At 54.8% G+C, this 24,481-nt stretch carries 26 protein-coding genes; 18 read left to right on the plus strand and 8 right to left on the minus strand.

All coding sequences use genetic code 11. The features are described 5' to 3' along the window. Positions 1-167: 167 nt before the first annotated feature. A complete protein-coding gene (locus tag ABJZ52_RS08305) occupies positions 168-926 on the minus strand; it encodes a FadR/GntR family transcriptional regulator (protein WP_348192008.1) in 759 nt (252 codons plus the stop codon). Between the two features lie 188 nt (positions 927-1,114). Here ABJZ52_RS08305 and ABJZ52_RS08310 point away from each other — a divergent pair, with 188 nt between their 5' ends. From ABJZ52_RS08310 to purU, 5 genes are all read left to right on the plus strand, one after another. Continuing rightward, positions 1,115-2,119, plus strand: coding sequence for a TRAP transporter substrate-binding protein (locus ABJZ52_RS08310; RefSeq protein WP_348192011.1), 1,005 nt, complete (start codon positions 1,115-1,117; stop codon positions 2,117-2,119). 84 nt (positions 2,120-2,203) lie between these two features. Beyond that, positions 2,204-2,734, plus strand: a complete 531-nt coding sequence (locus tag ABJZ52_RS08315; protein WP_348192014.1) for a TRAP transporter small permease — start codon at positions 2,204-2,206, stop codon at positions 2,732-2,734. A 3-nt stretch (positions 2,735-2,737) separates the two neighbouring features. Next, positions 2,738-4,018: a TRAP transporter large permease gene (locus tag ABJZ52_RS08320; protein WP_348192017.1), complete on the plus strand. Its 1,281-nt coding sequence runs from the start codon at positions 2,738-2,740 to the stop codon at positions 4,016-4,018. 21 nt (positions 4,019-4,039) lie between these two features. Next, a complete protein-coding gene (locus ABJZ52_RS08325) occupies positions 4,040-4,759 on the plus strand; it encodes a ribonuclease activity regulator RraA (RefSeq protein ID WP_348192020.1) in 720 nt (239 codons plus the stop codon). A 277-nt stretch (positions 4,760-5,036) separates the two neighbouring features. Further along, positions 5,037-5,921 (plus strand): formyltetrahydrofolate deformylase, encoded by an 885-nt coding sequence (gene purU / locus ABJZ52_RS08330; protein ID WP_348192023.1) that lies wholly within the window; start codon positions 5,037-5,039, stop codon positions 5,919-5,921. 110 nt (positions 5,922-6,031) lie between these two features. Here purU and ABJZ52_RS08335 read toward each other — a convergent pair whose 3' ends face one another. Then, positions 6,032-6,469 carry a YciI family protein gene (locus ABJZ52_RS08335; protein ID WP_348322521.1) on the minus strand — a complete coding sequence of 146 codons (438 nt, stop codon included), beginning with the start codon at positions 6,467-6,469 and terminating at the stop codon, positions 6,032-6,034. A 62-nt stretch (positions 6,470-6,531) separates the two neighbouring features. Here ABJZ52_RS08335 and ABJZ52_RS08340 point away from each other — a divergent pair, with 62 nt between their 5' ends. From ABJZ52_RS08340 to ABJZ52_RS08365, 6 genes are all read left to right on the plus strand, one after another. After that, a complete protein-coding gene (locus tag ABJZ52_RS08340; protein ID WP_348192028.1) occupies positions 6,532-7,413 on the plus strand; it encodes a fumarylacetoacetate hydrolase family protein in 882 nt (293 codons plus the stop codon). Then, positions 7,410-8,075, plus strand: a complete 666-nt coding sequence (locus tag ABJZ52_RS08345) for a malonic semialdehyde reductase (protein ID WP_348192031.1) — start codon at positions 7,410-7,412, stop codon at positions 8,073-8,075. The genes ABJZ52_RS08340 and ABJZ52_RS08345 overlap by 4 nt, the downstream gene beginning before the upstream one ends. A gap of 434 nt (positions 8,076-8,509) precedes the next feature. After that, positions 8,510-9,592: a C4-dicarboxylate TRAP transporter substrate-binding protein gene (locus tag ABJZ52_RS08350; protein WP_348192034.1), complete on the plus strand. Its 1,083-nt coding sequence runs from the start codon at positions 8,510-8,512 to the stop codon at positions 9,590-9,592. 31 nt (positions 9,593-9,623) lie between these two features. Further along, entirely contained in the window at positions 9,624-10,184 is a 561-nt protein-coding gene (locus ABJZ52_RS08355) for a TRAP transporter small permease (protein WP_348192036.1), read from the plus strand. Next, positions 10,181-11,488 (plus strand): TRAP transporter large permease, encoded by a 1,308-nt coding sequence (locus tag ABJZ52_RS08360; protein WP_348192039.1) that lies wholly within the window; start codon positions 10,181-10,183, stop codon positions 11,486-11,488. The genes ABJZ52_RS08355 and ABJZ52_RS08360 overlap by 4 nt, the downstream gene beginning before the upstream one ends. 10 nt (positions 11,489-11,498) lie before the next feature. After that, the gene (locus tag ABJZ52_RS08365; RefSeq protein ID WP_348192042.1) at positions 11,499-12,371 is read left to right on the plus strand and encodes a dioxygenase; all 873 of its coding nucleotides are present in this window, start codon (positions 11,499-11,501) and stop codon (positions 12,369-12,371) included. 33 nt (positions 12,372-12,404) lie between these two features. Here ABJZ52_RS08365 and ABJZ52_RS08370 read toward each other — a convergent pair whose 3' ends face one another. After that, the gene (locus ABJZ52_RS08370; protein ID WP_348192043.1) at positions 12,405-13,097 is read right to left on the minus strand and encodes a GntR family transcriptional regulator; all 693 of its coding nucleotides are present in this window, start codon (positions 13,095-13,097) and stop codon (positions 12,405-12,407) included. Between the two features lie 289 nt (positions 13,098-13,386). Between ABJZ52_RS08370 and ABJZ52_RS08375 the strand changes: the two genes are divergently transcribed. The 4 genes from ABJZ52_RS08375 to ABJZ52_RS08390 all read left to right on the plus strand — a co-directional run bounded on the left by ABJZ52_RS08375 (position 13,387) and on the right by ABJZ52_RS08390 (position 16,961). Further along, positions 13,387-14,427 carry a C4-dicarboxylate ABC transporter substrate-binding protein gene (locus tag ABJZ52_RS08375; protein ID WP_348192046.1) on the plus strand — a complete coding sequence of 347 codons (1,041 nt, stop codon included), beginning with the start codon at positions 13,387-13,389 and terminating at the stop codon, positions 14,425-14,427. A 71-nt stretch (positions 14,428-14,498) separates the two neighbouring features. Further along, complete coding sequence (locus ABJZ52_RS08380) at positions 14,499-15,140, plus strand: TRAP transporter small permease (RefSeq protein ID WP_348192048.1); 642 nt, start codon at positions 14,499-14,501, stop codon at positions 15,138-15,140. After that, positions 15,137-16,459, plus strand: coding sequence for a TRAP transporter large permease (locus ABJZ52_RS08385; RefSeq protein WP_348192051.1), 1,323 nt, complete (start codon positions 15,137-15,139; stop codon positions 16,457-16,459). The genes ABJZ52_RS08380 and ABJZ52_RS08385 overlap by 4 nt, the downstream gene beginning before the upstream one ends. Before the next feature lie 10 nt (positions 16,460-16,469). Beyond that, a complete protein-coding gene (locus ABJZ52_RS08390) occupies positions 16,470-16,961 on the plus strand; it encodes a heme-binding protein (protein ID WP_348192054.1) in 492 nt (163 codons plus the stop codon). On the opposite strand, the gene ABJZ52_RS08395 is transcribed toward ABJZ52_RS08390, so the two are convergent. After that, positions 16,949-17,587, minus strand: a complete 639-nt coding sequence (locus tag ABJZ52_RS08395) for a hypothetical protein (RefSeq protein ID WP_348192056.1) — start codon at positions 17,585-17,587, stop codon at positions 16,949-16,951. The two genes, ABJZ52_RS08390 and ABJZ52_RS08395, sit on opposite strands and share 13 nt — an antisense overlap. A gap of 164 nt (positions 17,588-17,751) precedes the next feature. On the opposite strand from ABJZ52_RS08395, the gene ABJZ52_RS08400 reads away from it, so the two are divergent. The 3 genes from ABJZ52_RS08400 to ABJZ52_RS08410 all read left to right on the plus strand — a co-directional run bounded on the left by ABJZ52_RS08400 (position 17,752) and on the right by ABJZ52_RS08410 (position 21,238). Continuing rightward, positions 17,752-18,678, plus strand: coding sequence for a TAXI family TRAP transporter solute-binding subunit (locus ABJZ52_RS08400; RefSeq protein ID WP_348192058.1), 927 nt, complete (start codon positions 17,752-17,754; stop codon positions 18,676-18,678). Positions 18,679-18,753: 75 nt separating this feature from the next. Beyond that, positions 18,754-20,640: a TRAP transporter fused permease subunit gene (locus ABJZ52_RS08405; RefSeq protein ID WP_348192060.1), complete on the plus strand. Its 1,887-nt coding sequence runs from the start codon at positions 18,754-18,756 to the stop codon at positions 20,638-20,640. A gap of 22 nt (positions 20,641-20,662) precedes the next feature. Beyond that, complete coding sequence (locus ABJZ52_RS08410) at positions 20,663-21,238, plus strand: cupin domain-containing protein (RefSeq protein ID WP_348192063.1); 576 nt, start codon at positions 20,663-20,665, stop codon at positions 21,236-21,238. Positions 21,239-21,376: 138 nt separating this feature from the next. On the opposite strand, the gene ABJZ52_RS08415 is transcribed toward ABJZ52_RS08410, so the two are convergent. From ABJZ52_RS08415 to ABJZ52_RS08430, 4 genes are read right to left on the minus strand one after another with little or no spacing between them, the layout of a single operon-like run. Continuing rightward, positions 21,377-22,060: a fumarylacetoacetate hydrolase family protein gene (locus tag ABJZ52_RS08415; protein ID WP_348192065.1), complete on the minus strand. Its 684-nt coding sequence runs from the start codon at positions 22,058-22,060 to the stop codon at positions 21,377-21,379. A 37-nt stretch (positions 22,061-22,097) separates the two neighbouring features. Then, entirely contained in the window at positions 22,098-22,856 is a 759-nt protein-coding gene (locus ABJZ52_RS08420) for an ABC transporter permease subunit (RefSeq protein WP_348192068.1), read from the minus strand. Positions 22,857-22,867: 11 nt separating this feature from the next. Further along, entirely contained in the window at positions 22,868-23,677 is an 810-nt protein-coding gene (locus tag ABJZ52_RS08425; protein WP_348192070.1) for an ABC transporter ATP-binding protein, read from the minus strand. Further along, positions 23,674-24,438: an ABC transporter permease subunit gene (locus ABJZ52_RS08430; protein WP_348192073.1), complete on the minus strand. Its 765-nt coding sequence runs from the start codon at positions 24,436-24,438 to the stop codon at positions 23,674-23,676. The genes ABJZ52_RS08425 and ABJZ52_RS08430 overlap by 4 nt, the downstream gene beginning before the upstream one ends. Positions 24,439-24,481 lie beyond the last annotated feature (43 nt).

Here is a 24,481-nt window from a genome sequence, read left to right on the forward strand (position 1 = left end):
TCAATCACCGGCGTCTTCTGGAGACCATAGGAAACATCCCTCCGGCTGAAGCGGAGGAACGATACTACGCCACGCAGGATCAACCGGCGGTGGCAGCATAACTTAAACCAAACAGCCTCCGGCAAACCCGGGGCGGTTCAGTCTTTTGTTGGAGATGCGAGCAAGTGTCATTCCTTGAGCGTCAGAAAACGCTCTTCACTTGCTTTCAGATGCTGTCGCATCGCAGATCTGGATCTCTCCGCGTCTTGATCCTGGATTGCATCGACGATGTCCCGGTGCTCTTTTTCAAGAGCAGTCAGTTTATCGAGCCTGCGCGATTGCTCGCCGCCATAGAGGGAGCGGGGGGCGTCCAGTGTCACCTGACGCGAGATGTAGTCCAGGAATTCGAGATAAAAACGGTTGTTGGTTGCCTCGGCAATACGATGATGCAGGTCAAAATCCTTGGCTGCTGAATCGTCGTCGTGTTTCAGGGCGCCGCAAAAGTCCTGAAAGGCTTCCTCAATACGTTCGTACTGCGCCGGAGACCTGCGAAGCGCAGCAAGGCCGGCGGCTTCAATTTCGACACCCTTTCGCAACTCAAGAAGCTCCAAGATGTCTGATCTCTTCTTCAGGCTGTCTGGTAAAAAGGGGATCTTTGCGTCGTGGATCGGCGGTGGGCAGACAAAGGCGCCGACGCCGTGGCGTATGTCAATCAGCCCCTCAGCACGCAATTGCGCAAGTGCTTCTCGGATGACTGTACGACTGACGTTAAACGATGCGACGAGGTCCTTTTCCCTGGGTAGCTTTTCACCTACCACAAACTCGCCGGATCTTATCTTTTCCCCAAGGTCTAACTGTATTTTTTCGGTTAGAGACATTTTTCTTTCAGGAGCTAACTCGCCTCTGCTCTGTGGGGGCTCCGCTGCAACGGTATCCTTCATTTGCATTGCTTGTCCTCCCAAGGCTGCGTCCCGAATTTTTATGTATTGTGGTCAGCATAGGCTCTGAGCGGATGGGATGGAAGCGTTTAAGTTTGATATTCAGATAGAGATATTATCTCTTGATATAATCGATTAAGTGAGATTATATCTCTCCAGCGCTTTGGAGGGCGCTAGATCCATTTTGGGAGGAATTTATGAAATCAATGGCATCTCTTGCCGGCTTGGCCCGCGTCAGCACGCTGGCTGTCGCCCTGGCTGTTCCGTTCGCCGCAGTATCCGCTGCGCAGGCTGTGGAATGGCGTGGTTGGAACATTCATGTCGATGACTATCCTGTATCGCACGGGATGGAATTGTTCATGAAGGAAGTCACCGAAAAGACGGACGGCCGTATCACTGGCAAAGTCTATCACTCAGGTGTTCTTGGATCTCAGCCGGATGCAATCGAGCAGGTTCGCTTGGGCATCATCAATTTTGGCGTCTTTAGTCTTGGGCCGATGGGGCAGGCTGTTCCAGAAGCGAACGTTGTCTCGCTGCCGTTCATCTTCAAGAGCGTTGATCAAATGTATCGCCTGATGGATGGCGAGGCAGGTGCAGCGATTGATGCAGGGCTTCAGAAAAAAGGCATTGTTGCACTTGGCTGGTACGATGCCGGTGCTCGCTCCTTCTACAATTCCAAGCAGCCGATCAATACGCCTGCTGATGTCGAGGGACTTAAGGTTCGCGTCATGAACAACGATCTGTTCGTTGGCATGATTGAATCCCTTGGCGGTAATGCAACGCCAATGGCGTTTGCCGAGGTTTACCAGTCGCTCAAGACAGGTGTTGTCGATGGTGCGGAAAACAACCCGCCGTCCTATGAATCCACGAACCACTATGAAGTGGCCCAGTACTATTCGATTTCAGAGCATTTGATCATTCCCGAGTGCCTTTGCATGAGCAAGGTCACATTTGATGCTCTGTCAGCCGAGGATCAGGCCATCGTGCGTGAGGCCGGAAAGGCAAGTACTGAACTCGAGCGTAAGCTTTGGGGCGAGCGCGAGAAGAAGAGCATGGAAACGGTTCTTGCTGGCGGCACGCAGGTCAACGAGATCGCTGACAAGGCTCCTTTCCAGAATGCAATGTCTCCGGTCTATGACAGCTTCCTGAAAGACAATCCGGAGCTGACTGATTTGGTAAATTTGATCCGCAACGCGGACTAATTCTCCCATCAACCAAATCGGCCGAGGTGACCTGTGGCGTTTGTTCGCGCCACGGGTCGTTTTCAAACACCCAGGGTGGGAAACGTGTCTGAAGAAACCCAATCCGTTGGTGCGCTGACCCGCACCTTGAATGTTCTTAGCAAGATTTGTCTTTTTGCCAGCTCATTCTCGCTCGTTCTGCTTGTTGTCATTTTTGGCTGGCTCGTCTTCGGACGATATGTCCTCAATGTTACGCCGACTTGGGTTGAGCAGCTTTCGTTGCTTCTCGTTGGGTATATCACCTTTGTTGGTAGTGCCACGGGGGTGCGTGAAAACAGTCACCTTGGTGTTACTCTTTTTCGAGAGATGCTTGGCAGTCCCTACTGCGAAATTGCAAGCGCTCTGGCGGACCTCATACTCGCCGCTTTCGGCGTCGTCATGATGGTGGCCTGTCTTGAACTCATGCAGTTCGGATGGTCGACGGATCTTCCGATGCTCAACATTCCCGAGAGCTTCCGTACATTGCCAGCCTTCTTGTGCGGCGCGTTCAGTTGTCTCTTTGCCGGAACACGTGGCGTTCTGCAGATCATCCAATTGTTTCATACCGCTGACGCCAGCGACGAACGGAGCCTTTAAGTCATGGGTCTCGCAATTTTGCTGGGAGCGTTCGGCGGCTGTCTGCTGCTTGGCGTGCCTGTTGCCTTCGCGATGGGGATTGCCGCGGCCTCCGCCTTCTTTTACGAGGGCTTTCCGCTTCTGATTACCTTTCAGAGAACCATTTCGGGCATCTCTGTTTTCTCGCTTCTGGCGATTCCCTTCTTCGTTTTCGCCGGCGAGATCATGCTTCACGGTGGTATCGCCGCGCGGTTGGTCCGGTTCGCTTCGGCCTTGGTCGGTCATGTTCGTGGCGGACTTGCTTCGGTGAACATCTTCTCGAGCATGCTTTTTGGCGGCATCTCTGGATCTGCAGTGGCTGATATTTCCGCTCTCGGCTCTCTCCTCATTCCGGTGATGAAGGAGAAAGGCTATAGTGGAGACTACGCGGTCAACGTGACGGTGACGTCTTCGATCGCGGGTATCGTTATTCCGCCAAGCCATAACATGATCATTTTCGCGGTTGCTGCTGGCGGTGGCATTTCGATCTCCAAGTTGTTCCTTGCCGGCGTCGTTCCTGGCATGTTGATGTGCATATGCCTTGCAATCGCAGCCTATGCTGTTGCGATCAAACGCAATTATCCTGCCGAGCCATTCCCCGGATGGCGTGCTGCACTGGTCGCGGCAGGAGCTGCAATCCCTGGTCTGATTACTGCAGTGATCATTGTGGGGGGCGTGTTGTCAGGTGTCTTTACGGTCACGGAATCTGGCGCATTCGGGGCGATTTATGCCCTGGCCCTGACCGTCTTTGCCTATCGTTCCTTGTCCTGGACGTCCTTTGTGACCGCAGTGACCTCGGCGGTGCGGACGACATCTATGGTCATGATCCTGATCGGCTTTGCAAGCGCCTTCGCCTATCTGCTTGCGCTCTATCAGGTGCCGACACTCTTGACCAACTTGCTGGTCACGATCTCGGACAATCCGATTATCATTCTTCTCATGATCAACGTCATGCTGTTGATGCTTGGGATGATCATGGATATGGCCGCCCTGATCCTTATCTGTACGCCCATCTTCTTACCGATTGCGCGCGAAATCGGGATGGACCCAATCCAGTTCGGTATCATGCTGCTTGTGAATCTCGGCCTCGGGCTTTGTACACCGCCGGTTGGAACGTGCCTTTTCGTGGGCTGTGCTGTGGGCAAGGTCAAGATCGAGCAGGCCTTGAGGACCATATGGCCCTTCTACTTGGCTTTGTTAGTTGCCCTGATCTTGGTCACTTATGTTCCCGCGATTTCGTTGACACTGCCAGCGATGTTCGATTGAGGCACGAGGAGAGACCACACAATGGTAGCCAACATAGAGAAACTGGACGCCGCCGTTCTCGAAGTCTTCAAGAACGCATCGACCCCTAGTATCGCAACACTGCTCTACAAGCGCGGGCTCAGGACGAATTTTGTTCAAGGGGTGTCACGGCTCGGCGGTGACCGGCCAAACATGGTGGGGCAAGCTTTTACCCTGCGCTACATTCCGGCACGGGAAGATCTCAATCAACTTGAGGTCTTCAAGGATCCGGAACACCCCCAGCGCGTCGCGGTTGAGACCGTGCCGGAGGGACATGTCCTGGTCATGGACTGCCGGTGTGATGCGTCAGCTGCCTCTGCTGGCGGTATCCTTGCCAAGCGCCTGGAATACCGTGGCTGTGCTGGTATTGTGACGGATGGTGGTCTGCGTGACACACGTGAGATCAGCACGCTGAAGCTTTCGGCTTACTGCGCTGCCTCGTCTGCGCCGACCAATCTTACCAAGCACCATGCCATCGACCTGAATGTACCGATCGGCTGTGGCTCAGCGCCCGTGTTTCCCGGGGACCTGGTCGTCGGCGATGCAGACGGTGTGATCATCATTCCGCTTCATATGGCGTCAGAAATAGCTGCAGAGATCCAGGATATGGAGGCTTTTGAAGCATTCGTACTGGACGAAGTTGCCAAAGGTGCAAGCATTATCGGGCTTTATCCGCCAAGTGCTGAAACCCGCGCACGCTTTGAGGCTAGTGCCAAGAAGTGATGGGTTTGGCGTCGTGCCGCCCTAGCGCCAGAGCCTGCGGCATGGCTTCATAATTCCAGGACGCTTACCGCGGATAACCGGGAGCCGCGATTACGGGTCTCTTCGCGATCAAATTTTATTGCAGCGCGTGTGAAATCGAGTGCCTGAATGTCGGTTTGAAGACTATTGCCAGCTTTGGTGATGAGTATCTTGGCCGCCAATTTTAGAGCAATTCGGAGTTTGAAAGATCTTCGAATGAGAGCTCTGCACAGGCTCTTTGAAGACGTGGAACAGCGCAATGACCAAGTACTGTCTGATCGTAAAATGCAAATCGACGCGGGGCATTGTTGGAGCCATCGGTAGCTACCTGGCGCAGCATGGATGCAACATTACCGACAGCGCTCAGTATGACGATACTGAATCAGACATGTTCTTCATGCGGATGAGCTTTGTCTCTGAAGAAGGGGCAGCGCTCGAGAGCCTTCGCGAGGGCTTTCTGGAAACGGCGGCGGCGTTCGCAATGGATTTTGATTTCCATGATGAGAGCCGGAAGATGAAAGTTGTCATTATGGTGTCGCGCTTCGGCCATTGCCTGAATGATCTGCTTTATCGCTGGCGGATCGGTGCATTGCCGATCGACATCGTTGCGGTCATTTCAAATCACTTGGAATATCAGAAAGTTGTCGTCAATCACGACCTGCCGTTCCACTACATCAAGGTCACAAAAGACAACAAGCCCGAGGCAGAAGCGGCCCAGATGCAGATTATCGAGGAGACCGGTGCCGAATTGATTGTCCTGGCGCGCTACATGCAAGTCCTGTCGGACGCCATGTGCCAGAAGATGTCCGGGCGGATCATCAATATACATCACTCTTTCCTGCCATCATTCAAGGGCGCTAACCCTTATAAGCAGGCCTATGAAAGAGGTGTGAAGTTGATCGGCGCGACGTCGCACTATGTGACTGCGGACCTTGATGAAGGGCCGATTATTGAGCAGGACATTATCCGTGTGACGCACGCCCAGTCGCAGAATGACTACGTTAGTCTCGGGCGCGACGTCGAGAGCCAGGTGCTCGCACGGGCTGTGCATGCTCATATTCATAAACGAGCATTTTTGAATGGCAACAAGACGGTTGTCTTCCCCGCCTCGCCCGGTTCGTTCGCCTCCGAGCGCATGGGCTAGGTCAGGCGGTCTGGTCGCCGCAACTCAGGCGCTCTTAGCGCTTAACGAGGTTCTCTGCGGCAATTGTCTTTGACACTTGCTGGAGGCCGTTGCGGAGATACTAGTCGTCTTTAGCTGAGCGATACAGCCTTTGTGGATAGACCGATTGTTATTGTCAGTGACCCCTCATTGATGAGCCAGCGTCGCAGCGAATATGTTCTTGCGCCGGACGCGTGCATTGGATCGGCGTCTGCGATCGCACGCGCTTCTGTCAGCGAAGCGGCCCGGTAGATGATCAGGCCTGCTCCCTCCACCATATCTCCTGCCGCGTTCGAAACCGGTCCTGCCAAAACCAACGTTCCCTTGCTTTCAAGCTCGCGTTGATACGCGAGGTGCTTCTCGAGGTTTTCAGGAACGGAGGCCGGGCCGCCGACAGGAACGGATTCTACAACAAATAGCTCCAGCGCAAGCGCACCTCGTTTCCTTGCGTCGTCTTTGTATGCGTCCCATGCGGGCATGTTGCTGACCTCAGATGGTTGCGTGAAAATAATATCGATATTATTTGACACGTGATTGAAAAATCGTCAATTAATGAGCAGTCAAATTTTGAGGAAATGGGCAAGGAGCCGAGATGAAACTGATCGTTGGCAATACAGGTGAGGGCAACGCGGTGTTTCTCGTTGAAGGGGAGCTTGCGACGAATCTCACAGAAGCTTTTCCGGAGGTCGGTTCCGACCTGATGGGGTTGATCGGGTCGCCTGACCTGGCGTCGCAGATCGCGAAGGCTGCTCCTGAAAAGGAAAAGTTCCCTGTTTCTTCGATTGAGCCGGCGCTGCCAGTCGAGCGACCAAGCAAGATCATCTGCCTTGGGCTGAACTATGTTGATCACATCAAGGAAGGCGGCTACGACGTGCCGGATTATCCGGCCCTGTTCATGCGTTCTCTCAATTCGCTGATGCCGGCGGGGCAGCCCATGGTTCGCCCAACCTGCTCTGAACGTCTCGACTATGAAGTTGAGCTGATGCTCGTCGTCGGCAAGGGTGGTCGGCACATCAAAGAGCAGGATGCTCTGTCACACGTGTTTGGGTACACGGTTTTTAACGACGGTTCGGTTCGCGATTATCAGCGCAAGACCCACCAGTGGACACCGGGCAAGAACTTTGATCAGACCGGGGCAGTCGGACCCTTTGTCGTGACGCCGGATGAACTGCCGGAAGGCGCGGTTGGTCTGAAGATCGAGAGTCGCGTTGGCGACGAAATCCTCCAAAGCGCAAATACCTCCGACATGATGTGGTCTGTTGCCCGAACCATCGCGACCATCTCGGAATATACGACACTCGAGGCAGGCGACCTGATTGCCATGGGAACGCCTCCTGGTGTCGGTCATGCCAAGACGCCTCCGCGGTGGCTGCGGCCAGGAGAGGTGGTCGAGGCAGAGGTCGAGGGAATTGGCATCTGTGCCAGCCCCATTGTCGATGAAGCCGACTTTGCCAGCAAGGCTGCAGCCGAATGAGTGCGTTGACTGGAGAAGCGCTGGAGTTGGCCCGCGCACATGCCCAGGCGGTCGTACGCGATTTGCGCGCAACGAAAACGCGGCTTGATGATCCCTCGATCGATCTGATCTTGAGAGAGGCGCGTTCACACTATGCGTGGCAAGACCGGGATGTGCCAGAAGCGCTTCTTCGCACGCTCTACGAGATCACGGCGACAGGGCCGACCAGCATGAACTGTTGCCCGGCTCGCTTTATCTTCGTGCGAAGCGATGCGGGCAAGGATCGCTTGGCCAAGTCACTGAAAGCCAAGAACATCGACAAGATGAAGGCCGCGCCCGTGACGGCCATCATTGCCTACGATCCGGAGTTTTGGCGCGAATTGCCCTATTTGTTTCCGCATGAAGACAGAAGGCCGCATTTCGAGGGCAAGCCGGAGCATTCCGAAGCAACCGCCTTTCGAAATTCAACTCTACAGGGCGCATACTTCATGATCGCAGCAAGAGCGCTTGGGCTCGATGTTGGAGCTATGTCCGGCTTTTCAAATGCGATTGTTGATGAGGAGTTCTTTGCTGAAAACGGCTGGAAATCGAATTTCCTCTGCAATCTCGGATACGCGGACGAGACTGCTTTGTTTCAGAAGCTGCCAAGGTTCACCTTCGAAAAGGTTTGCAGCTTTCTTTAAGGCCGGTGACGTCGATAGGGGTACACGAGACCTTTCGGTTTCTTGCGAATAGGAGAGGGCCTGGTTCTCAAACGGAGCTTTTTTGTGATCTTGTGTCGCCCATCGTTGGTTCGTCGGGATTGGCGTGTTCAAGTCAGCAGAGGCGGAAAACCGTGGCTTGATCTAGGTGGGTTGACGCTCATCGCTTAAAGTGAGTTCGATAGACTTGGGGTTGCTCTTGAGGAGGAGATCAACGTCCCGATCAAGTCTATCAGCCTGAAAGCGTCCAGGAGCGGGCCGCTTTCAATTGATGACCTGCGACGAGGTTCTGAAAGTGTCGCCAGGTTCTGCCCATTGTTGAGGTCGTTTCAGGAGGTGGGACGACATTGAGCATCGAGTGGGCGGCGAGTTGACGTGCATGCAGGGTGAAGCCTGCAAATCTGGGAGGAAGAGAAATGAAACATTTGTTCAAGCTGACTGCGGTCGGTCTGGCCATGTCTTGCGCGACGGCCATGCCGACATTTGCGCAAGAGACCATTCGTGCGGTCGTAATCGACGGCTACCCGGCGCGCGCGCTTTGGGTGAAAGAATTTTCTGAGTTTTTTATCCCTGAAGTTGACAAGCGACTTGCCGAGACCGGCAACTACAAGATGGACTGGCAGGAAAGTTACGGCGGCGCCATCGTGAAGCCTAAGGGGGTTCTGGAGGGGATCCAGCTTGGTCTCGGCGATATTGGTATCGTCACAACGATTTTCCATTCTTCGAAGCTACCAAGTCAGGCATTGGCTGCTGTGACTCCATTCGTTGCGCCTGACGCGCGCGTGGTCGCGAAGGCCGTCGATGAGATCGCGCAGGAATTCCCTGCCATGCAGAGTGAATTCGACAAGCAGAATCAGGTTTACCTGGCGACGGGCGTCGTTCTTGACAGCTATCAGGTCTTCAGCAGCGAGCCGATTTCGTCCCCGAAGGATCTGGACGGCACGAAGGTTGCCGGTGCCGGTATGAACCTTCGTTACCTAGAAGGTTTGAACAATGCCGCTGGTGTGCGCGGTGGTCTGACCGATTTCTACAACATGGTACAGACCGGGCTCGTCGGTTCCGCGATGCTTTGGCCGGAAGCAGCTGCAACCTTCAAAATCGCCGAGGTCGCGCCTTACATGCTGAAGGTTGATTTTGGCGCGGTGAACTCCAAGACGGTCACTGTCAACAAGGACTATTGGAACAAGCTCCCCGATGAAGTCAAAACCGTTCTGCGAGAAGTCGCCGTCGAGTATCGCGATCATATCGCCGAGATTTCCATGGATCGCGCGCGTGAAGCGCTCCTGAAATATATGGATGCCGGCGGCAGCATTGTTGAGGTCGACGATCTCGCTCGGGCGGAGTGGGCCGAAGCGATGCCAGACATCGCTGCAGAATGGGCTGCTGACCTGGACAGCAAGGGCCAGGACGGCTCCGGGATGCTGAAAGCCTATTTGGCCAAGCTTGAAGCCGGAGGATATTCCGGTGTGCGAGACTGGTCAGCCGGTCTTTCGAAGTAGTCTCCAATCAGAGCTCGAAGAGGCAATTTGTATGACGGGTGTCGTCTTTACCGCCCTTTCGAGCCTGTCGCTTGCGGCGAACCGCATTGCGACGGTAGCCAACGTCATTGGGACGCTCGTCGTTCTGGGATTGGTTGCCGTCGTGAATTTCGATGTCGTGGCGCGGGGGGCGTTCAATATGCCCTTTCGCGGCGCTATCGAAGTGGTTCAGTTCTCCATGGTTCTGATTGTCTTCTTTCAGCTTCCAGATGTGGTCCGCTCCAACAGGCTCACTCGTTCCGATGGTTTTTTGATCTTGATAGGCCTCACAAGGCCAAGGCTGGCCAGCGTGATGCGCCGGCTTATAGATCTCTTGTCCTGTGTGATTATGGTCCTGATCACCGTCGCCTTGTGGCCGGAGTTCGTGGAGATGTGGCACACGGATGACTACTTCGGCATTCCTGGTGTTTTCACTGCTCCGTGGTGGCCAATCAAGCTCACGATCGTCTGTAGCGCTGCTCTATGCGCAGTGCTTTTTGCAATCAAATCCTTGGGCATCGAGCCGGATGCGTCCGCCATCTCGAACAAAAGTGCGAAAGGGCGCGGGGAATGAGTCCTGTTGAAATCGGAACGGTTTCCGTTCTTGCAATCGTCGCCCTGATCTATCTAGGCGTTTATATACCTGTCGCTTTGACCGTCGTTTCTTTTGTGTCGATCTGGCTCATGCGTGACAACTTCGATCTCGCGATGAACCTTCTAAAGATCGCTGTCGGGGACAGCGTGATGGAATACACCTTCGCGACTGTTCCTCTCTTTACTTTCATGGGCCTGATCGTCTCCAAAGCTGGTTTGGGCAATGACATCTATGAAGTAATGAGCAGCGGCTTCCGACGTGTCAAAGGTGGTATCGGAATGGCGACCGTCGGCGCCAACGCCGTTTTTGCAGCCGTCACAGGATCATCCATTGCGTCGGCCTCGGTGTTTGCCAAGGTTTCCGTACCTCAGATGCTGCACTATGGTTACAATCCAAGGTTTGCTGTTGGTGTCGTGGCCGGATCTTCCGTACTTGGTATGATCATCCCGCCATCTGCGATGCTGATTATCTATTCGTTTGTTGCCGAGCAGTCGGTCGGCGAGATGTTCCTCGCCGGTGTCGTGCCTGGTTTGATGCTGGCGGTGGCATATGTCGCAAGCATCTGGACCATGGGGAAATTCTGGCCAAGCTTTGTCGGTGGTCGTCCTGCAGATGGTTATGAATGGCTTTCCTGGTCGGAAATCGCTTCGAAGACCCTTCCGACTCTGTCGTTGATCATGATCGTACTCGGCGGGATTTATACGGGCTGGATGACGCCCGTTGAGGCAGGGGCAGCCGGGTCACTGGCCGGTCTCTTGATCGCCATGTTGCGAGGCCGCATGAGCCTGAAAGGATTCTGGGAGGCTCTTGTTGAAACCGGGCATATCTCTGCAGCGATCCTTTTTCTGATCACGGCTGCGTCGATCTACAGCCGCATGCTCGGGCTGGCCGGTCTTCCGAACGAGCTTTCGGACATGCTTGTCGGCAACGATTATGGCTTTGTGACGATTATGATCGTCTACATCCTGTTGATGCTGGTGCTAGGGACCTTGCTCGACACCGCTTCTATCATCCTGATCGTCGTGCCGCTGTTCCTGCCGTTGATTGAGCCGATGGGGCTATCTCTCGTCTGGTTCGGCATCATCACTGTCGTTGGCGCCGAAATCGGTCTTCTCACGCCGCCTCTCGGCATCTCCTGTTTCGTCATCAAGGCGACGCTGAATGACAGCCGGATCTCACTCAAGGATGTCTTCATGGGTGCGCTGCCTTTCGCAGCCGTCATGCTGATTGTCCTGATTTTGCTGATCCGCTTTCCAGCGCTTAGCCTCGCCATTTTGAACTAAGGACACTTCCATGCGCAACGTCACCAAAGACAACATTACGGATGTCTTCATGGGGTACTTCGGGCCGGATACGGACCCACGCCTTCGCACGATCCTAGAAAGCCTGGTGCGTCATCTTCATGCTTTTGCCAAGGAAACCAACCTGACTCATGCCGAATGGCAAAAAGGTATCGAGTTTCTGGAATGGGCTGGCGACATTTCCGACAAGGAAAGACATGAGTTCGTTCTTCTGTCGGATGTTCTCGGCCTGTCCTCCCTGGTCGACATGATCAACACCGTTCCAGGCGGCACCTCTTCCAGTGTTTTGGGCCCATTCCATATTTCGGGCACCCCACCGCTCGCAATCGGCGGCGATCTCAAGGGAGACTTTGAAGGAACTGTCCTCATTTCAGAGGGGGTCGTGCGCGATCAGGATGGAAACCCGATTGAGGGAGCTGAAGTCGATATATGGCAAACTGCTCCGAACGGCCTCTATTCCAGTCAGGATCCCGAGCAGGACACGTACTCATTCCACGGAATACAAACGACAGGGCCCGATGGACGCTATGCTTTCACAAGCGTGAAGCCCGTCAGTTATACCGTCCCGAGCGATGGGCCGGTCGGAGGGATCCTGAATGCGACCGGACGTCACCCGTGGCGCCCGTCTCATCTCCACTTCATTGTCAAGGCGAAGGGCTTCCGGCCTCTGGTTACCGAAGTTTTCCCGGATGATGACCCCTATCTGGACGAGGACACTGTTTTCGGTGTTCGCGAGGATCTGGTGATGAGCTACGTCGATATGCCGGCAGGCACATTTCCGGCAGGCTTCGAGCTTAGCGGGAAGGTCGATGAGGCGTATCACACGGTCAACTTTGACCTGGTATTGACGCCAGAACAGACTTGAGTTGGCAGTGATGCGAGTGGCTGGATCCGTCGGTCAGAGATCGACGGGTTCCATGCGGCTGAAGACGCCGTTAAGAAAAGCACCGGTTTGGCGATAGTGATTGAGCAGCCGTTCAGCAGCGAGGTCGACATCCCGATCGACTGCCGCGGCGAGGATCGCCTGGTGCTCGGCAGCGATATCTCTTGACTGATAGTTGACGGTTTGACCCGCGATGTATCGATAGCGGATGTTGAGATCGTAGAGCTGACTGCAATAGCGGATCAGGATCGGTGAGCCGCAATTGTCCAGCAGTGTCATGTGAAACGTCTTGTGAAGCGCTTCGAATGCCTCGACGTCCTCGCGCCGCTGCCTGACCATCCTGTGGTGGCTCAGAACAAGTCGCTCCTCCCACTCGTTGGTCGCTCTGGCGATACTCTGTCTGAGTGCTCTGTCTTCCAGTGCGCAGCGAAGTCCCAGAATCTCCTCGAAGTTTTCCCGGCTGGTTTGGGCCGCGCGAAAACCACGATGGTCGATGCGCTCGACGAGCTGATCAGATGTCAGCAAACTGAGTGCTTCTCGAACCGGTGACGCGCCGGTCCCGAGCTTAGCAGTTAAGGTTCCGATCTTCAGCTTTTCTCCAGCCGAGATTTCGCCGACTACGATCATGCGCTGAATTGCAAGATAGGCCTTCTGCGTTGCAGATGCTGTCTGTGGGTCAAGCTCTGACGTTTGAATGTTCTTGTTCATTGCTGAAAGATGAGCCTTGGACGAAAAAATCGAGGATTCATATGTATCACGCCATCGGCGCATCATTGTTTGCTTCTGATCGTTTCCGCTGAAAATGAACAGAAAAGGCGAAAACTAACCTCCGGTCAGAGTTATAGAGCCGATCTTGTCCGTGACAAGCGATATCGGTCGAATTGCCTGCAGTTGGAAATATAGTATAAATATAAAAATAATTGCAAATAATCGATAAAAATGTTTCAAGCTCTGTAGGACGGTTTGACTGACCGGGCCCGAACGAGGGAGGAACTCGATGAAGAAAATCAAAACCCTGTTATGCACAGTAGCCGCGCTTGTCTCCGCATCCGCGACCGGTGCGCTTGGCGCGAATATCGATGGCCCAAAGGTCTTCTGGAAACTTTCCATGTGGGGAAATCCCCGCGCGCTCTCCGCCGGGATGGAGGAGCTGTCGGAGCTGGCAGCAAAGGAGACCGACGGAAATTTTCAGATCAAGATTTTTTATGGCGGTCAGCTTGCACAGGCACGTGAGAATCTTGACGGTCTGACGGTCAACGCCTTTGAGGGGGCGGCGATCTGTAATTTCTATCATCCCGGCCGTAATCCGGCGTGGATGGTTTTCTCACTTCCGTTCTTGCCGCTTGGAGATCCTAAGGTCGATCGGTATGTCCGCAGCAAGCTGTTCGAGCACCCTGCAATCGTAGCCGACATGGAACGCTGGAACGCCATTCCATATGTCTCCGGATTGCTGCCTCAGTATGAAGTGCTTGGCAAGGGCGAGGCTCCCAACGATCTGTCTGACTGGGAGGGACTGCGCGTGCGCGCTGGCGGCGGCCTTGGGTCCGCTATGGAAAAGCTCGGCGCTGTGAAGCAGACTTTGCCCGCTGGTGAAACCGCCATTGCATTTCAGCGTGGTGCTCTTGATGCAGCTGCCTTCCCATATACCTACGCGCACGTTGCCTTCAAAATTCATGAAGAAGCTGACTGGTTTACGTCGAACCTGGCGCCTGGCACTTCCGAGTGCGGCTGGGTTTTCAACAAGACTGCCTATGAAGCCTTGCCGCCGCAGTATCAGGAATTTCTGATGAACAATCGCGATTTGGTCATGCAGGTCGAACAGGACGCCTACGCAGTCCAGGACCAGAAGAACCTTCCGTTGTTCGAAGAAAGCCTGACAAAAGTGACCTACAGCGATGAGCAGCTTGCAGAGTTCCGCGAGCGCGCGGGCAAGCCTGTGTGGGATGAATGGATCAGCGCAAACAAGGGCAAGTTTGACGCTCAGGGGCTCTTTGACGCTGTCTGGCAATATGCCGAAGAAGCCAAAACCGCACAGTAACGACGATGCCAGATGCGAACCGGTCTGTCAGGAGGTAGGGCAGTCCGGTTCGCCGATTGGAAATTACCAAAATGATCAAATCCCAGGAAAACGCCGGGTGTCTCGGTGCGGCAGATCGTTTGCTCGCACCTGTCGAGGATGCCGCGAACCTTCTGGCTGCCTGCGCCATTTTCTTGTTGATGGTGCTCGGGGTTGCGCAGATCGTCAGTAGAACAGTCTTTAACGCGCCAATCGAGGGCTACATCGATTTGGTCGAGCTCTCAATGGCTGGCATGGCGTTTCTAGGAGCAGCCTATTGCCAACGCATTGGTGCTCACATCCGTATGGAGCTGCTGGTAGGCCGACTGCACGGCCGGGGCCTATGGGCCGCCGAGATTTTCGGCACGGTCGTGGGTTTGGTGATCATCGGCGTGCTGATTTGGTACGGAGGGGAGCATTTCTGGCGTTCCTACACGCTGGGCGATTCAACGATCGATGCCGAGCTCCCTGTCTGGCCGTCTAAGCTGCTTGTTCCTGTGGCATTTTCTATCTGGTTCCTGCGTCTTTCGGTGCAGCTTTTGGGCAGTATGAGAATGTTCCTGGACCCTCAGCGCGACCCTGTCGGGGTGATTTTCGTCAAGGGCGCGGCTGAGCAAGCCGAAGATGAGATGCACGATGCCATGGGCGGTGACATTGCCGAAGACAAAGCGCCCCAATCAGGAGACGGTAAATGATCCTCGGTATCGGGTTCGCAAATCCGCTTCTGGTCGGCATCATCGCACTGACGCTGTTGCTCGTCCTGGTGATCTTCGGCGTTCGGGTTGTCTTTGCCGCAGCGGTCGTCGGGTTGCTGGGGCTGATTGAGCTTCTTGGCTGGAGCGGTGCGGCCGGCATTGTCGGGACTGTGCCGCATTCCAAGTCGTCGACTTATGCCCTTAGCGTCTTGCCCATGTTCATCTTCATCGGATTTCTGGCATTTCATGCCGGAATGACGGGGCAATTGTTTACTGCTGCGCGCAAGTGGCTGGGTTGGCTTCCCGGTGGTCTCGCTGTGGCGACTGTATTCGCAACCGCCGGATTTGCTGCCGTCTCCGGAGCGTCAACAGCGACGTCTGCTGTCTTTGCGCGGGTCGCAATTCCAGAGATGCTGCGCTACGGCTACGACAAGAAACTTGCGGCGGGCGTTGTTGCGGCCGGCGGCACGCTGGCCACTTTGATCCCGCCCTCTGCGATCATCGTGATCTATGCGATCATCGTTGAGGAATCTGTCGGGCGCCTGTTGCTCGCAGGGTTCCTGCCTGGTCTGGTTTCCGCACTTATATATGCGGCCATTATCGTTTTTTGGGCGATGCTTCGCCCCGAACAGGCACCGGCGGTCGAACCATCAACCTGGAAAGAACGGTTTGCGTCTTTGCCCGGCGTCTCGCCAGTTTTTCTGGTGGTTTTGATCATCATCACCGCAATTTACGGGGGATGGGCGACACCAACGGAGGCTGGCGCTCTCGGAGCGGCCGTTGTTTTCGTGCTCGCCCTGCTGCGCGGTGCCGGTCTCAAGACGATCAAAAGCTCACTGATGGAAAGCGCAAAACTGACTGCCATGATCTTTGCGCTCATTTGGGGCGTTCTGATTTTCGTGCGCTTTCTTGGTTTCTCAGGTGTTCCGGAAGCCTTTACTGCATGGGTGGTCGGTCTCGACATGCCGCCGATGGTGATCATGATATGCATCCTCTTGGCCTACGCGATCCTCGGGATGTTTATGGATGCGATCGGTATGCTTTTGCTGACCCTGCCAGTTGTTTATCCGGCTGTGATTGCGCTCGGCTTTGATTCAATCTGGTTCGGTATCATCGTGGTGAAGATGGCTGAAGTCTGTTTGATTACGCCACCAATCGGTTTGAATTGTTTCGTGGTGAATGCTGTTCAACCGAGTATTTCCCTGCCTCAGGTGTTTCGCGGCATTGCCTTGTTCTTTATTGCCGACGTGCTGACCATTATCGCGCTGCTGGCATTCCCGGAAATCGTGACAATCCTGCCAGATTTGTTGAGCAATTGAGGAAATCGAGATGCATCTTCAAACCAGCCTGCCGCTTGCTTCTGCCGACGTGATTATTGATGAAGCACTGCGGCTCGGTCGCGTTGAGCAGCTTTTGCCGCTCACTGTGGTGGTTCTCGACGCAGGCGCAAAACTGGTGGCTGCCAAGAGCGAGGATGGCTCAGGTGTGCTGCGGTATGACATTGCTTTCGGCAAGGCCTGGGGGGCGCTGGGGATGGGAATTTCCAGCCGCCTTATCCGTGACAGACTGTCGGCGCGGCCGACTTTTCAAGCGGCGCTCGCGACAGCCTCTGACGGTCGCCTCATTCCTGTTCCGGGTGGTGTTCTCATCCGCGATGCCGACAAGGTTACAATCGGCGCGGTAGGGATCAGCGGTGATACGTCCGACAAGGATGAGTATTGTGCGATCGAGGCGATAAAGCTCGCCGGGCTGTTCTCAGAGCCGGCAGAGCCTGCCGAGGACTGGAGATCATCTTCGCTGTCGGACCACTATCCATCCTGAAGCGAGATTACCTCGTCGATGATGCGGTTTGTCGTCTGCAAACGTGGACGAAGGCGATCCTCGGCATCCAGTATGTTGATCGTCGGGCGTCCTTTGAATTCAGTCGGCAGTATCATCGCGCGAACGAAAAGCGTTTCGGGAATAGTGGTGTCCGCCGTCGCTTTGACTGGCGATTGGGCTGCTTCAAACCAGCTGTCGCCAATTTCCATGAGCTGTTCATGGTCGTCAGACTGAAGTGTTAGGCGACCCTTGGCGAGATAGCGGATTCCGGGCCCGGGATGGATGTGACGCCATGCGCAGGCACCCTCGGGAAAGCTGACGGTGTCCAAGCGTAAAAGATGCGCGGCGCTCTCCAGATCAACCACTTCGGACAATAGTATTTCACCCCCCAAGCTTTCGCCTGACATTTCTTCCGCCAGGCGAAAGCAAATCCATTGAGCAGGGCCGTTGTTGGTTTCGATCTGCGTGGGATGTTCCAGGTGCACGCCGTCGCCGGTTTTGAAAGGTGTACCTGAAATGCTCAAGGAACCTTCCAATACGTAGATTGCATGATGTCCATCTCTGATTTCCAGGACTTCTGCTTTGTTGGAGACGTGTCGAGTGAGCGACAAGCTGTAGCGTGGCATGTCTGATCCAGTTTGGTTTGCGTTTTCAGATACGTGGTCGATCGGGGAGGCATACGAAATTCTTATATGTCGATTTAATTACTCCTTTAAGTCAAAATATCGATAAAAATTCTTGAATGAGAAGTGATCTCGATTATCCTTGTTGAAAATTCGGGAGGAATGACATGTTGAGCTTGATGAAGAAGACCGCATTTGCGGCGGGCCTGCTGTTGGCGGCAACAGGAGCTGAAGCGGAAGAGCTTCGCATTGGTACGGCGAGCCTTGGAGGAGCCTTCTATCCAATGGGGCAGAGCATCGCGAACCTGGTCAACAAATACGCTGGCGATGACATTTCCATGGTTCCGGTCGTAACAGGAGGGTCGGTACAGAACCCGCGTCTCCTGGGCGCCGGTGAAGTTGAGATTGCCATCACGAACAACAACCTGGCCGTGCTCGCGATCAACGGGAAGGGACCCTACAAGTCCGGCGCAATTGATCTCGGCGCAGTCGCCGCCTTGCACCCCAGTGTGCTGCATATGATCGTTCTTGAAGACTCTGACATCAAGACCATCGAAGATCTAAAGGGCAAACGCGTCGCCGTTGGGCCTGCCGGTGGTGGTACACTCGGATTTCTCAATTTCCTTCTTCCGCTGCACGACATGCAGCTGGAGGACATGACCCCTAGTTTTCTCTCCTACTCTGATGGCTTCAGTCAGCTGAGTGACGGCAATGTCGATGCTGCCTTCGCGCTTTCCGGATACCCGGCCGGTGCGGTGATGCAGGCATCTGCGGGCAATAAACTGCGCTTTATCTCGTTCTCGGACGGGATGCTGGACAAGGCGCTTGCGAAAAACCGCGCCTACAAGAGCGTTGAGATTCCCGCGGACGTTTATGGCACCGCAGAGCCGGGAACTGTGATCGGCGTCAACAACATGCTGATCGCGCCGAATTCTCTGAGTGCCGATGTCGTCGAAAAGATCGTTGCATCCGTGTTCGATCATCTCGACGAGTTTCAGGCTGAAAACGCCAATGCCAAGCAAATTGATCCGGCTGCATCTCTGAGTCTTGCGATCCCATTGCATGCAGGCGCAGCGAGATACTTCGAAAAGTAAGCTTTCTGGCTATCGCGATTACGGCGCGCCGCAACTAGCGGCGCGCTTGTCTGACAGGTCGGAAGGCTCGAGAAATTGAATATCAGAAGTATTGTCGCCAGGGGCTCCAGCAAGCCCGCTCTTATCTCATTTGCCGCGTTTGGGCTCGGAGCCTTTCACCTTGCTGTGGTTTCCGGGATTTTCTCCCTGTCGACGATGCCAATGCGGTTGATACATGTCGCCTTGGCTTTTTCTCTTCTTTTCGTACTAAAACCAGCGTCTGCACGTCTTGCGGGCAGTCGATTGAATGGGCTCCTGACCTGGGGGCTGGTGCTTGCCGTCGTGGGGGCGAGCCTTTGGTTGATTGCGCGCTGGAAGGCCATCGCATTCAGCGGTGGATTGACCGAACCAGCAGATTTTTATGCTGGAGCTGTCATCCTGGTTCTCGTGTTTGAGGCGGCCCGTCGCGGAGTGGGCCTCGTTCTCGCGCTCATTACACTTACCTTCTTCTGCTATCCCTTTATCAGTCCTTTCCTGCCCGGCATCCTGAACGGAAGGGGATATGGGCTCGAGCGAATGGTCATCTTCCTGACGACAGACACACAGGGCGTCTACGGCATTCCGGTCGGAGTGGCCGCAACCTACATTATTGTCTTCACGATCTTTGGCGCGATGCTGTCACGTTTTGGTGCCGGTGACTTTTTCTTTGAGGTTTCGATCAGATTGACCCGAGGGATGCGTGCGGCAAGCGCGAAGTCCGCAGTGCTTTTCTCAACGCTCATCGGCATGGTATCGGGCTCGGCTGCAGGAAACGTTGCAGTTACGGGAACCGTTACGATCCCGATCATGAAACGCGAAGGCTATGCACCACACCAGGCGGCCGCCATTGAAGCAGTCGCCTCTACCGGTGGGCAGTTGATGCCACCAGTGATGGGGGCCGCAGCTTTCATTATGGCGGAAATCGTTGGCGTGCCCTACACATCGGTCATGCTGATTGCGCTGTTACCAGCGTTGCTGTTCTTTGGATCGGCGTTCTTCGTTGTGCATCTGCAGGCAGTGAAGTCAGATATCAAGCCGGTCAAGCATGATCAGACGGATGGCCGCTCGCTTTGGCAGGTTCTCGTTGATGGTGCGCCTTTTATCGGGGCCTTCAGTGTTCTTCTGGTGTTGATGCTTGTTGGCTTTTCGCCGTTTAAGGCTTCGCTCTGGGCGATGTTTGTTCTGCTTCTGCTTGATGTCGTGAGACATCGCCGCCTGGACGGCGCATTCTTCAAGAAGGTTGCCGGGAGCATCTCCGATGGTTCGCTCAATGTCGTGACCATCTCGGCAGCGTGTGCTGCGGCCGGAGTTATCTCAGGCACACTCGGTATTACCGGATTGGGCTCGAAGATCGCGCTGCTGATTGATGTAGCGTCCAATGGACAGCTTATTCTCGCACTCTTCTTCACCATGGTGACATCCATTGTGCTCGGGATGGGACTCCCCACAACTGCGGCCTATCTGATCCTTGCGACAGTCGTTGCTCCGGCGCTGGTCAAGTTCGGTGTGCCGGTCCTGACCGCCCATTTCTTCGTCTTCTACTATGGCTGTATCTCGACGATCACGCCGCCGGTCGCGCTGGCGTCTTATGTCGCGGGAGGTATTGCGGGTGCTGACATCAACAGGGTCGGGTGGACCGCGGCGGCTTATGCTACGACCAGCTTTATCTTGCCTTTTGCATTTGTGTTTGGCCCCAGCCTGCTCATGCAGGGCGACGTCGTGGCTAACGTAGTGGCGGTTGCGAGCGGCTTTGCCGGTATTGCATCGATTGCCGTCGGGGTCGTCGGCTGCCTCCATCGGCCACTGCATTGGCTCAGTCGGGCTGTTGCCCTGATTGCAGGCCTCTGCTTGCTCCTCCAATTCTGGCAGACCGTAGTTATTGGCGCCGCTCTGCTTGCGGGATTGCTCTTCACACAGAAGGCAAGCCGGAAGATCCCTGCCTAAATTCATGACTAGAAGGACAGATATGGCTCGTAAATTCAGACGCGTCGTGACGGGTCACGATGACAATGGCGTTGCAATTGTAGAGAGTGATCAGATTGCGACGCATCTCCTTCAAAGACCAAGTCGGCCGGGTGTGACACTGACCAATTTTTGGCTGACACATGGAACGCCTGCAGAATACGATGGTGCAGTGGAAACCTGCGAGGGAGACTTCATTCTACATCCGCCAAAGAATGGCAGTGTTTTTCGCGTTGTTGAATTCATGCCTGAGGATCCAGAGGTTATGGCAACTCTGGACGGCAAGGCGGCGTTTGCGGAAATGGGAGCGGGCGCCAACATCGTTGAGGGCGCACGCCATCCCTTCATGCATCGCACGGATAGCGTTGACTATGCGGTGGTCATGAGCGGAGAAATCTACATGCTCATGGATGAAGATGAAGTGCTTTTGAAAGCTGGCGACGTGGTGGTCCAGCGCGGTACAAATCACGCTTGGTCCAATCGGGGCACTGAACCTTGCTCAATAGCTTTTGTGCTTATTGACGGGGTTACCAAGACAGACGCTGCTCCTGAAAACCAAAAGGGAATTCCGCCGCGCTAAAGGTTGCAACCGTCCCACAGAAGTCCACGGATACGACAAAAAGGCCACGCCATAGAGTTCCATGGCGTGGCCTTTTTGGTGTCATGATCAAGAAAGAGCACGGCCAACCAGGTGGCCGTGCCAAGTTTGCCGCATCAGTTAGACAACGACGACTTCGATTTCTCCGACACCCTCTACCTTGCCAACCATTACATCACCTTTCTGGATGGCGCCGACGCCGGCTGGGGTGCCAGACATGATGAGATCGCCACCGGCAATTTCATAGTATTCAGACAGGTAGTTGACCATCTCAGGCACCTTCCAGATCATCTGGTTGAGATCGCCCTTCTGCCGTTCAACGCCATTGACCAGCAGAGACACCGCTCCCTGATCAAGGTATCCGGTCTTGGACACGGGAACGATTGGCCCCATTGGCGCAGAGTGCTCAAATGCCTTGCCGATTTCCCAGGGACGTCCCATTTTCTTCATCTGGCCTTGCAGGTCCCGTCGTGTCATGTCGAGGCCGACCGCGTATCCGAAGACATGATCCTGGGCGCTTTCAATCGGGATGTTGCGTCCTCCGCTTTTCAGCGCGACAACCATCTCCAGTTCATAGTGAACGTCACTCGTATGCGGCGGATAGGGGAATTTGCCGTCCTGAATGATATTGTTCGGGTTTTTCTGGAAGAAAAAGGGTGGTTCCCGGTCCGGATCATGCCCCATCTCGATTGCGTGATCCGCATAGTTGCGACCGATGCAGTAAATGCGGCGAACCGGGAACGTGTCATCTGTCCCTTCGATTGCAGCAGCTACTTGTTGAGGCAGGTCAATCACATAACCCATTTTGTGTTTCCTTTTTGTCTGTAGATATGATGGCAAATCAGGGAGCGCGGCTGGCGGCGTAGTAATCAACCTTGCGCTCCAGGTATCCCAGCCCTTCGGCAAGGGTGAATGCGGCAAAGAAGAGAACCAGAAGAAGCGCCCAGAAGTGCTCCATGAGGAAGTTGGCTGAGTAGAGTTCGAACAGGCGACCGAAGCCGACAACAGATACCAGCAGTTGTCCGATGATGACGCCTTTGACTGCTCGAATGAAGCCGATGCGAACGCCTGCAAGAATCTCCGGAAGAGCAGCCCAGATATAGATCTTGAAGAACGCCTGGAATGACGACGCACCAAAAGAGTGAGCCATTTCGACAAGTGAGCTGGAGATCTGCTTCACGCCGGCGCGGGTGTCCAAAACGATGATCCAGATCGCAAACAGGGCGGTCGTGATGATGACAGTCTGTTCGCCAATGCCGAAGAGCACCATCAAGACCGGCACCAACGCCGTCAGGGGAGCGCTCAGGAACATGTTGACCCAAGGCAGAAGCAAACGGTCAATCAGAACGCTCTTTCCCATCAAGACACCAACAGGAATGCCGATGGCGACGGCGAACCCGGTTCCGACCAGAAATGCCCTCGCTGTCACGCCGAATGCGCTCAGAAACGAGGTGGTCGGAACGATTTCGATCATCTTGGCGAGAATTGCGCTCAAGGGAGGCAGCAGGATCGTCATGTCGAGTTGCCCGACGATTTCCCACAGCACGGCCCAAATCAACAATGAGCTCATCATGGGAAGTTTGTAGCCGAATAGTTTCATTGCTCTGCTTCCTATTCAACGTACGACCGCAGGGAGGACCAGATGCGTTCGACCGTGTCCAGATAGACCGGGTCCCGGCGCAGGGCATCAGGCGAGATACTGCGATCGATGTCCGGCTTGATGATCTCCGAGACGCGGCTTGGACGGGCAAGAAGCAATGCAATCTGGTCTGAAACGTAGACGGCCTCCTCGATTGAGTGGGTCACGAAGATGAAGGTCTTCTTTTCGTTTTCGACCAGCGCAAGGAGGTCTTCCTGAAATTTACGGCGTGTTTGCTCGTCAACAGCCGAAAACGGCTCATCAAGCAAGAGAACATCTGCGTTCACCGAGAGCGCGCGGGCAAGACCGACGCGTTGGCGCATGCCGCCGGACAGTTCGTGCGGATACTGTTTCTCAAAGCCGGAGAGGCCAACCGCAGCAATGTATTTCTCCGCAACAGCCTCTCGTTCGGATTTTGCGACACCGCGAAGTTCCAGACCAAAAGCCACGTTCCGTATGACGGACGCCCATGGCATCAGGGCAAAATCCTGGAAAACGAAGGCGCGGTCCGGCCCCGGTCCATCAACCGGTTTGCCATTTACGAGAATTTCGCCGGAGGTCTGGTCAAGCAAACCGCCGATGATTTTCAACAACGTGGTCTTGCCGCAACCGGAGGGGCCAAGAAGTGACGTCAGCTGACCTCGCGGGAAGTCCAGCGTCATGTCATTCAGAGCATGAATAGCACCGCCGTAGATCTTGGAGACGTTGCGGACGGAGACCGCAATATCACTTTGGGGCGCATCCTGGGTGGTTTTGAGGGCTGTGTTGCCTTGGCTGGTCATGCGCTTACTCTTTTGTCTGGCCTGAACAGTGTCAGTTCGATTTTTTCAATGACGTCTAGGAAAACGACCGCAAGTACGATGATCGAGAATATTGCTGCGTACATTTTTGCGTACTCGGCGATTGCCTGATTGTAGGTGATGACATCACCAATGCCCGTCGGGGTGATGAGCAATTCTGACAGGATGGCGCCGATGAATCCGGCGGATACGCCAAGTCTCAGTCCAGCAAAGATCACGGGCGCTGCAGAGGGCAGAATGATCTTAAAGATGATTTCCATGGGAGATCCGAGGAAAGAACGCCCCATCTCCTTGATCGAGGTTGGCGTGTGGCGCACGGCGTTGGCCGAATTCAGCACAATGACAGGCATCGCCATGATGCAGACGACCATAACCTTGGACGTGAGGCCAATGCCGTAGGCCAGAACAAGAAGGGGTATCAAGGCTGCAAGTGGAGCAGATTGCATCACAACGAAGATCGGCGACGCGAACCATTCAACCTTGAAACTCAAACCGATGGCGACACCAATGGTGATGCCGAGGACCGCGGAGATGGCGACGCCAAGAATGAGTGGCTTCAGGGTTTCCGGATATGCCCGTAACAGAGAGCCGTCGATGGTGATTTCCCAAAGGCCCTGCATGGTTTCGAGGAAGGTTGGAAAGGCAGGACTGACAGGAATTCTTCCGGCATATTCCCAGGCGCAGAAGACAATAATGATCGATAAGACCTTGAGCGCGGGAGCGCTGGTCAGATGCTTATCCATTGGATGTATCTTTCAGGGTGCGAAATTCAGGTAAGGGGTCGGC

The organism is Roseibium sp., assembly GCF_039982295.1.
In the GTDB taxonomy this organism is placed as follows: domain Bacteria; phylum Pseudomonadota; class Alphaproteobacteria; order Rhizobiales; family Stappiaceae; genus Roseibium.

Coding starts and splice junctions, on each gene's coding strand:
- ABJZ52_RS08310 (WP_348192011.1), top strand. CDS start 1,115: ATGAAATCAATGGCATCTCTTGCCGGCTTGGCCCGCGTCAGCACGCTG.
- ABJZ52_RS08385 (WP_348192051.1), top strand. CDS start 15,137: ATGATCCTCGGTATCGGGTTCGCAAATCCGCTTCTGGTCGGCATCATC.
- ABJZ52_RS08365 (WP_348192042.1), top strand. CDS start 11,499: ATGCGCAACGTCACCAAAGACAACATTACGGATGTCTTCATGGGGTAC.
- ABJZ52_RS08360 (WP_348192039.1), top strand. CDS start 10,181: ATGAGTCCTGTTGAAATCGGAACGGTTTCCGTTCTTGCAATCGTCGCC.
- ABJZ52_RS08380 (WP_348192048.1), top strand. CDS start 14,499: ATGATCAAATCCCAGGAAAACGCCGGGTGTCTCGGTGCGGCAGATCGT.
- ABJZ52_RS08355 (WP_348192036.1), top strand. CDS start 9,624: ATGACGGGTGTCGTCTTTACCGCCCTTTCGAGCCTGTCGCTTGCGGCG.
- ABJZ52_RS08390 (WP_348192054.1), top strand. CDS start 16,470: ATGCATCTTCAAACCAGCCTGCCGCTTGCTTCTGCCGACGTGATTATT.
- purU (WP_348192023.1), top strand. CDS start 5,037: ATGACCAAGTACTGTCTGATCGTAAAATGCAAATCGACGCGGGGCATT.
- ABJZ52_RS08325 (WP_348192020.1), top strand. CDS start 4,040: ATGGTAGCCAACATAGAGAAACTGGACGCCGCCGTTCTCGAAGTCTTC.
- ABJZ52_RS08420 (WP_348192068.1), bottom strand. CDS start 22,856: ATGAAACTATTCGGCTACAAACTTCCCATGATGAGCTCATTGTTGATT.
- ABJZ52_RS08410 (WP_348192063.1), top strand. CDS start 20,663: ATGGCTCGTAAATTCAGACGCGTCGTGACGGGTCACGATGACAATGGC.
- ABJZ52_RS08375 (WP_348192046.1), top strand. CDS start 13,387: ATGAAGAAAATCAAAACCCTGTTATGCACAGTAGCCGCGCTTGTCTCC.
- ABJZ52_RS08400 (WP_348192058.1), top strand. CDS start 17,752: ATGTTGAGCTTGATGAAGAAGACCGCATTTGCGGCGGGCCTGCTGTTG.
- ABJZ52_RS08430 (WP_348192073.1), bottom strand. CDS start 24,438: ATGGATAAGCATCTGACCAGCGCTCCCGCGCTCAAGGTCTTATCGATC.
- ABJZ52_RS08320 (WP_348192017.1), top strand. CDS start 2,738: ATGGGTCTCGCAATTTTGCTGGGAGCGTTCGGCGGCTGTCTGCTGCTT.
- ABJZ52_RS08305 (WP_348192008.1), bottom strand. CDS start 926: ATGCAAATGAAGGATACCGTTGCAGCGGAGCCCCCACAGAGCAGAGGC.
- ABJZ52_RS08345 (WP_348192031.1), top strand. CDS start 7,410: ATGAGTGCGTTGACTGGAGAAGCGCTGGAGTTGGCCCGCGCACATGCC.
- ABJZ52_RS08425 (WP_348192070.1), bottom strand. CDS start 23,677: ATGACCAGCCAAGGCAACACAGCCCTCAAAACCACCCAGGATGCGCCC.
- ABJZ52_RS08395 (WP_348192056.1), bottom strand. CDS start 17,587: ATGCCACGCTACAGCTTGTCGCTCACTCGACACGTCTCCAACAAAGCA.
- ABJZ52_RS08415 (WP_348192065.1), bottom strand. CDS start 22,060: ATGGGTTATGTGATTGACCTGCCTCAACAAGTAGCTGCTGCAATCGAA.
- ABJZ52_RS08340 (WP_348192028.1), top strand. CDS start 6,532: ATGAAACTGATCGTTGGCAATACAGGTGAGGGCAACGCGGTGTTTCTC.
- ABJZ52_RS08350 (WP_348192034.1), top strand. CDS start 8,510: ATGAAACATTTGTTCAAGCTGACTGCGGTCGGTCTGGCCATGTCTTGC.
- ABJZ52_RS08370 (WP_348192043.1), bottom strand. CDS start 13,097: ATGAACAAGAACATTCAAACGTCAGAGCTTGACCCACAGACAGCATCT.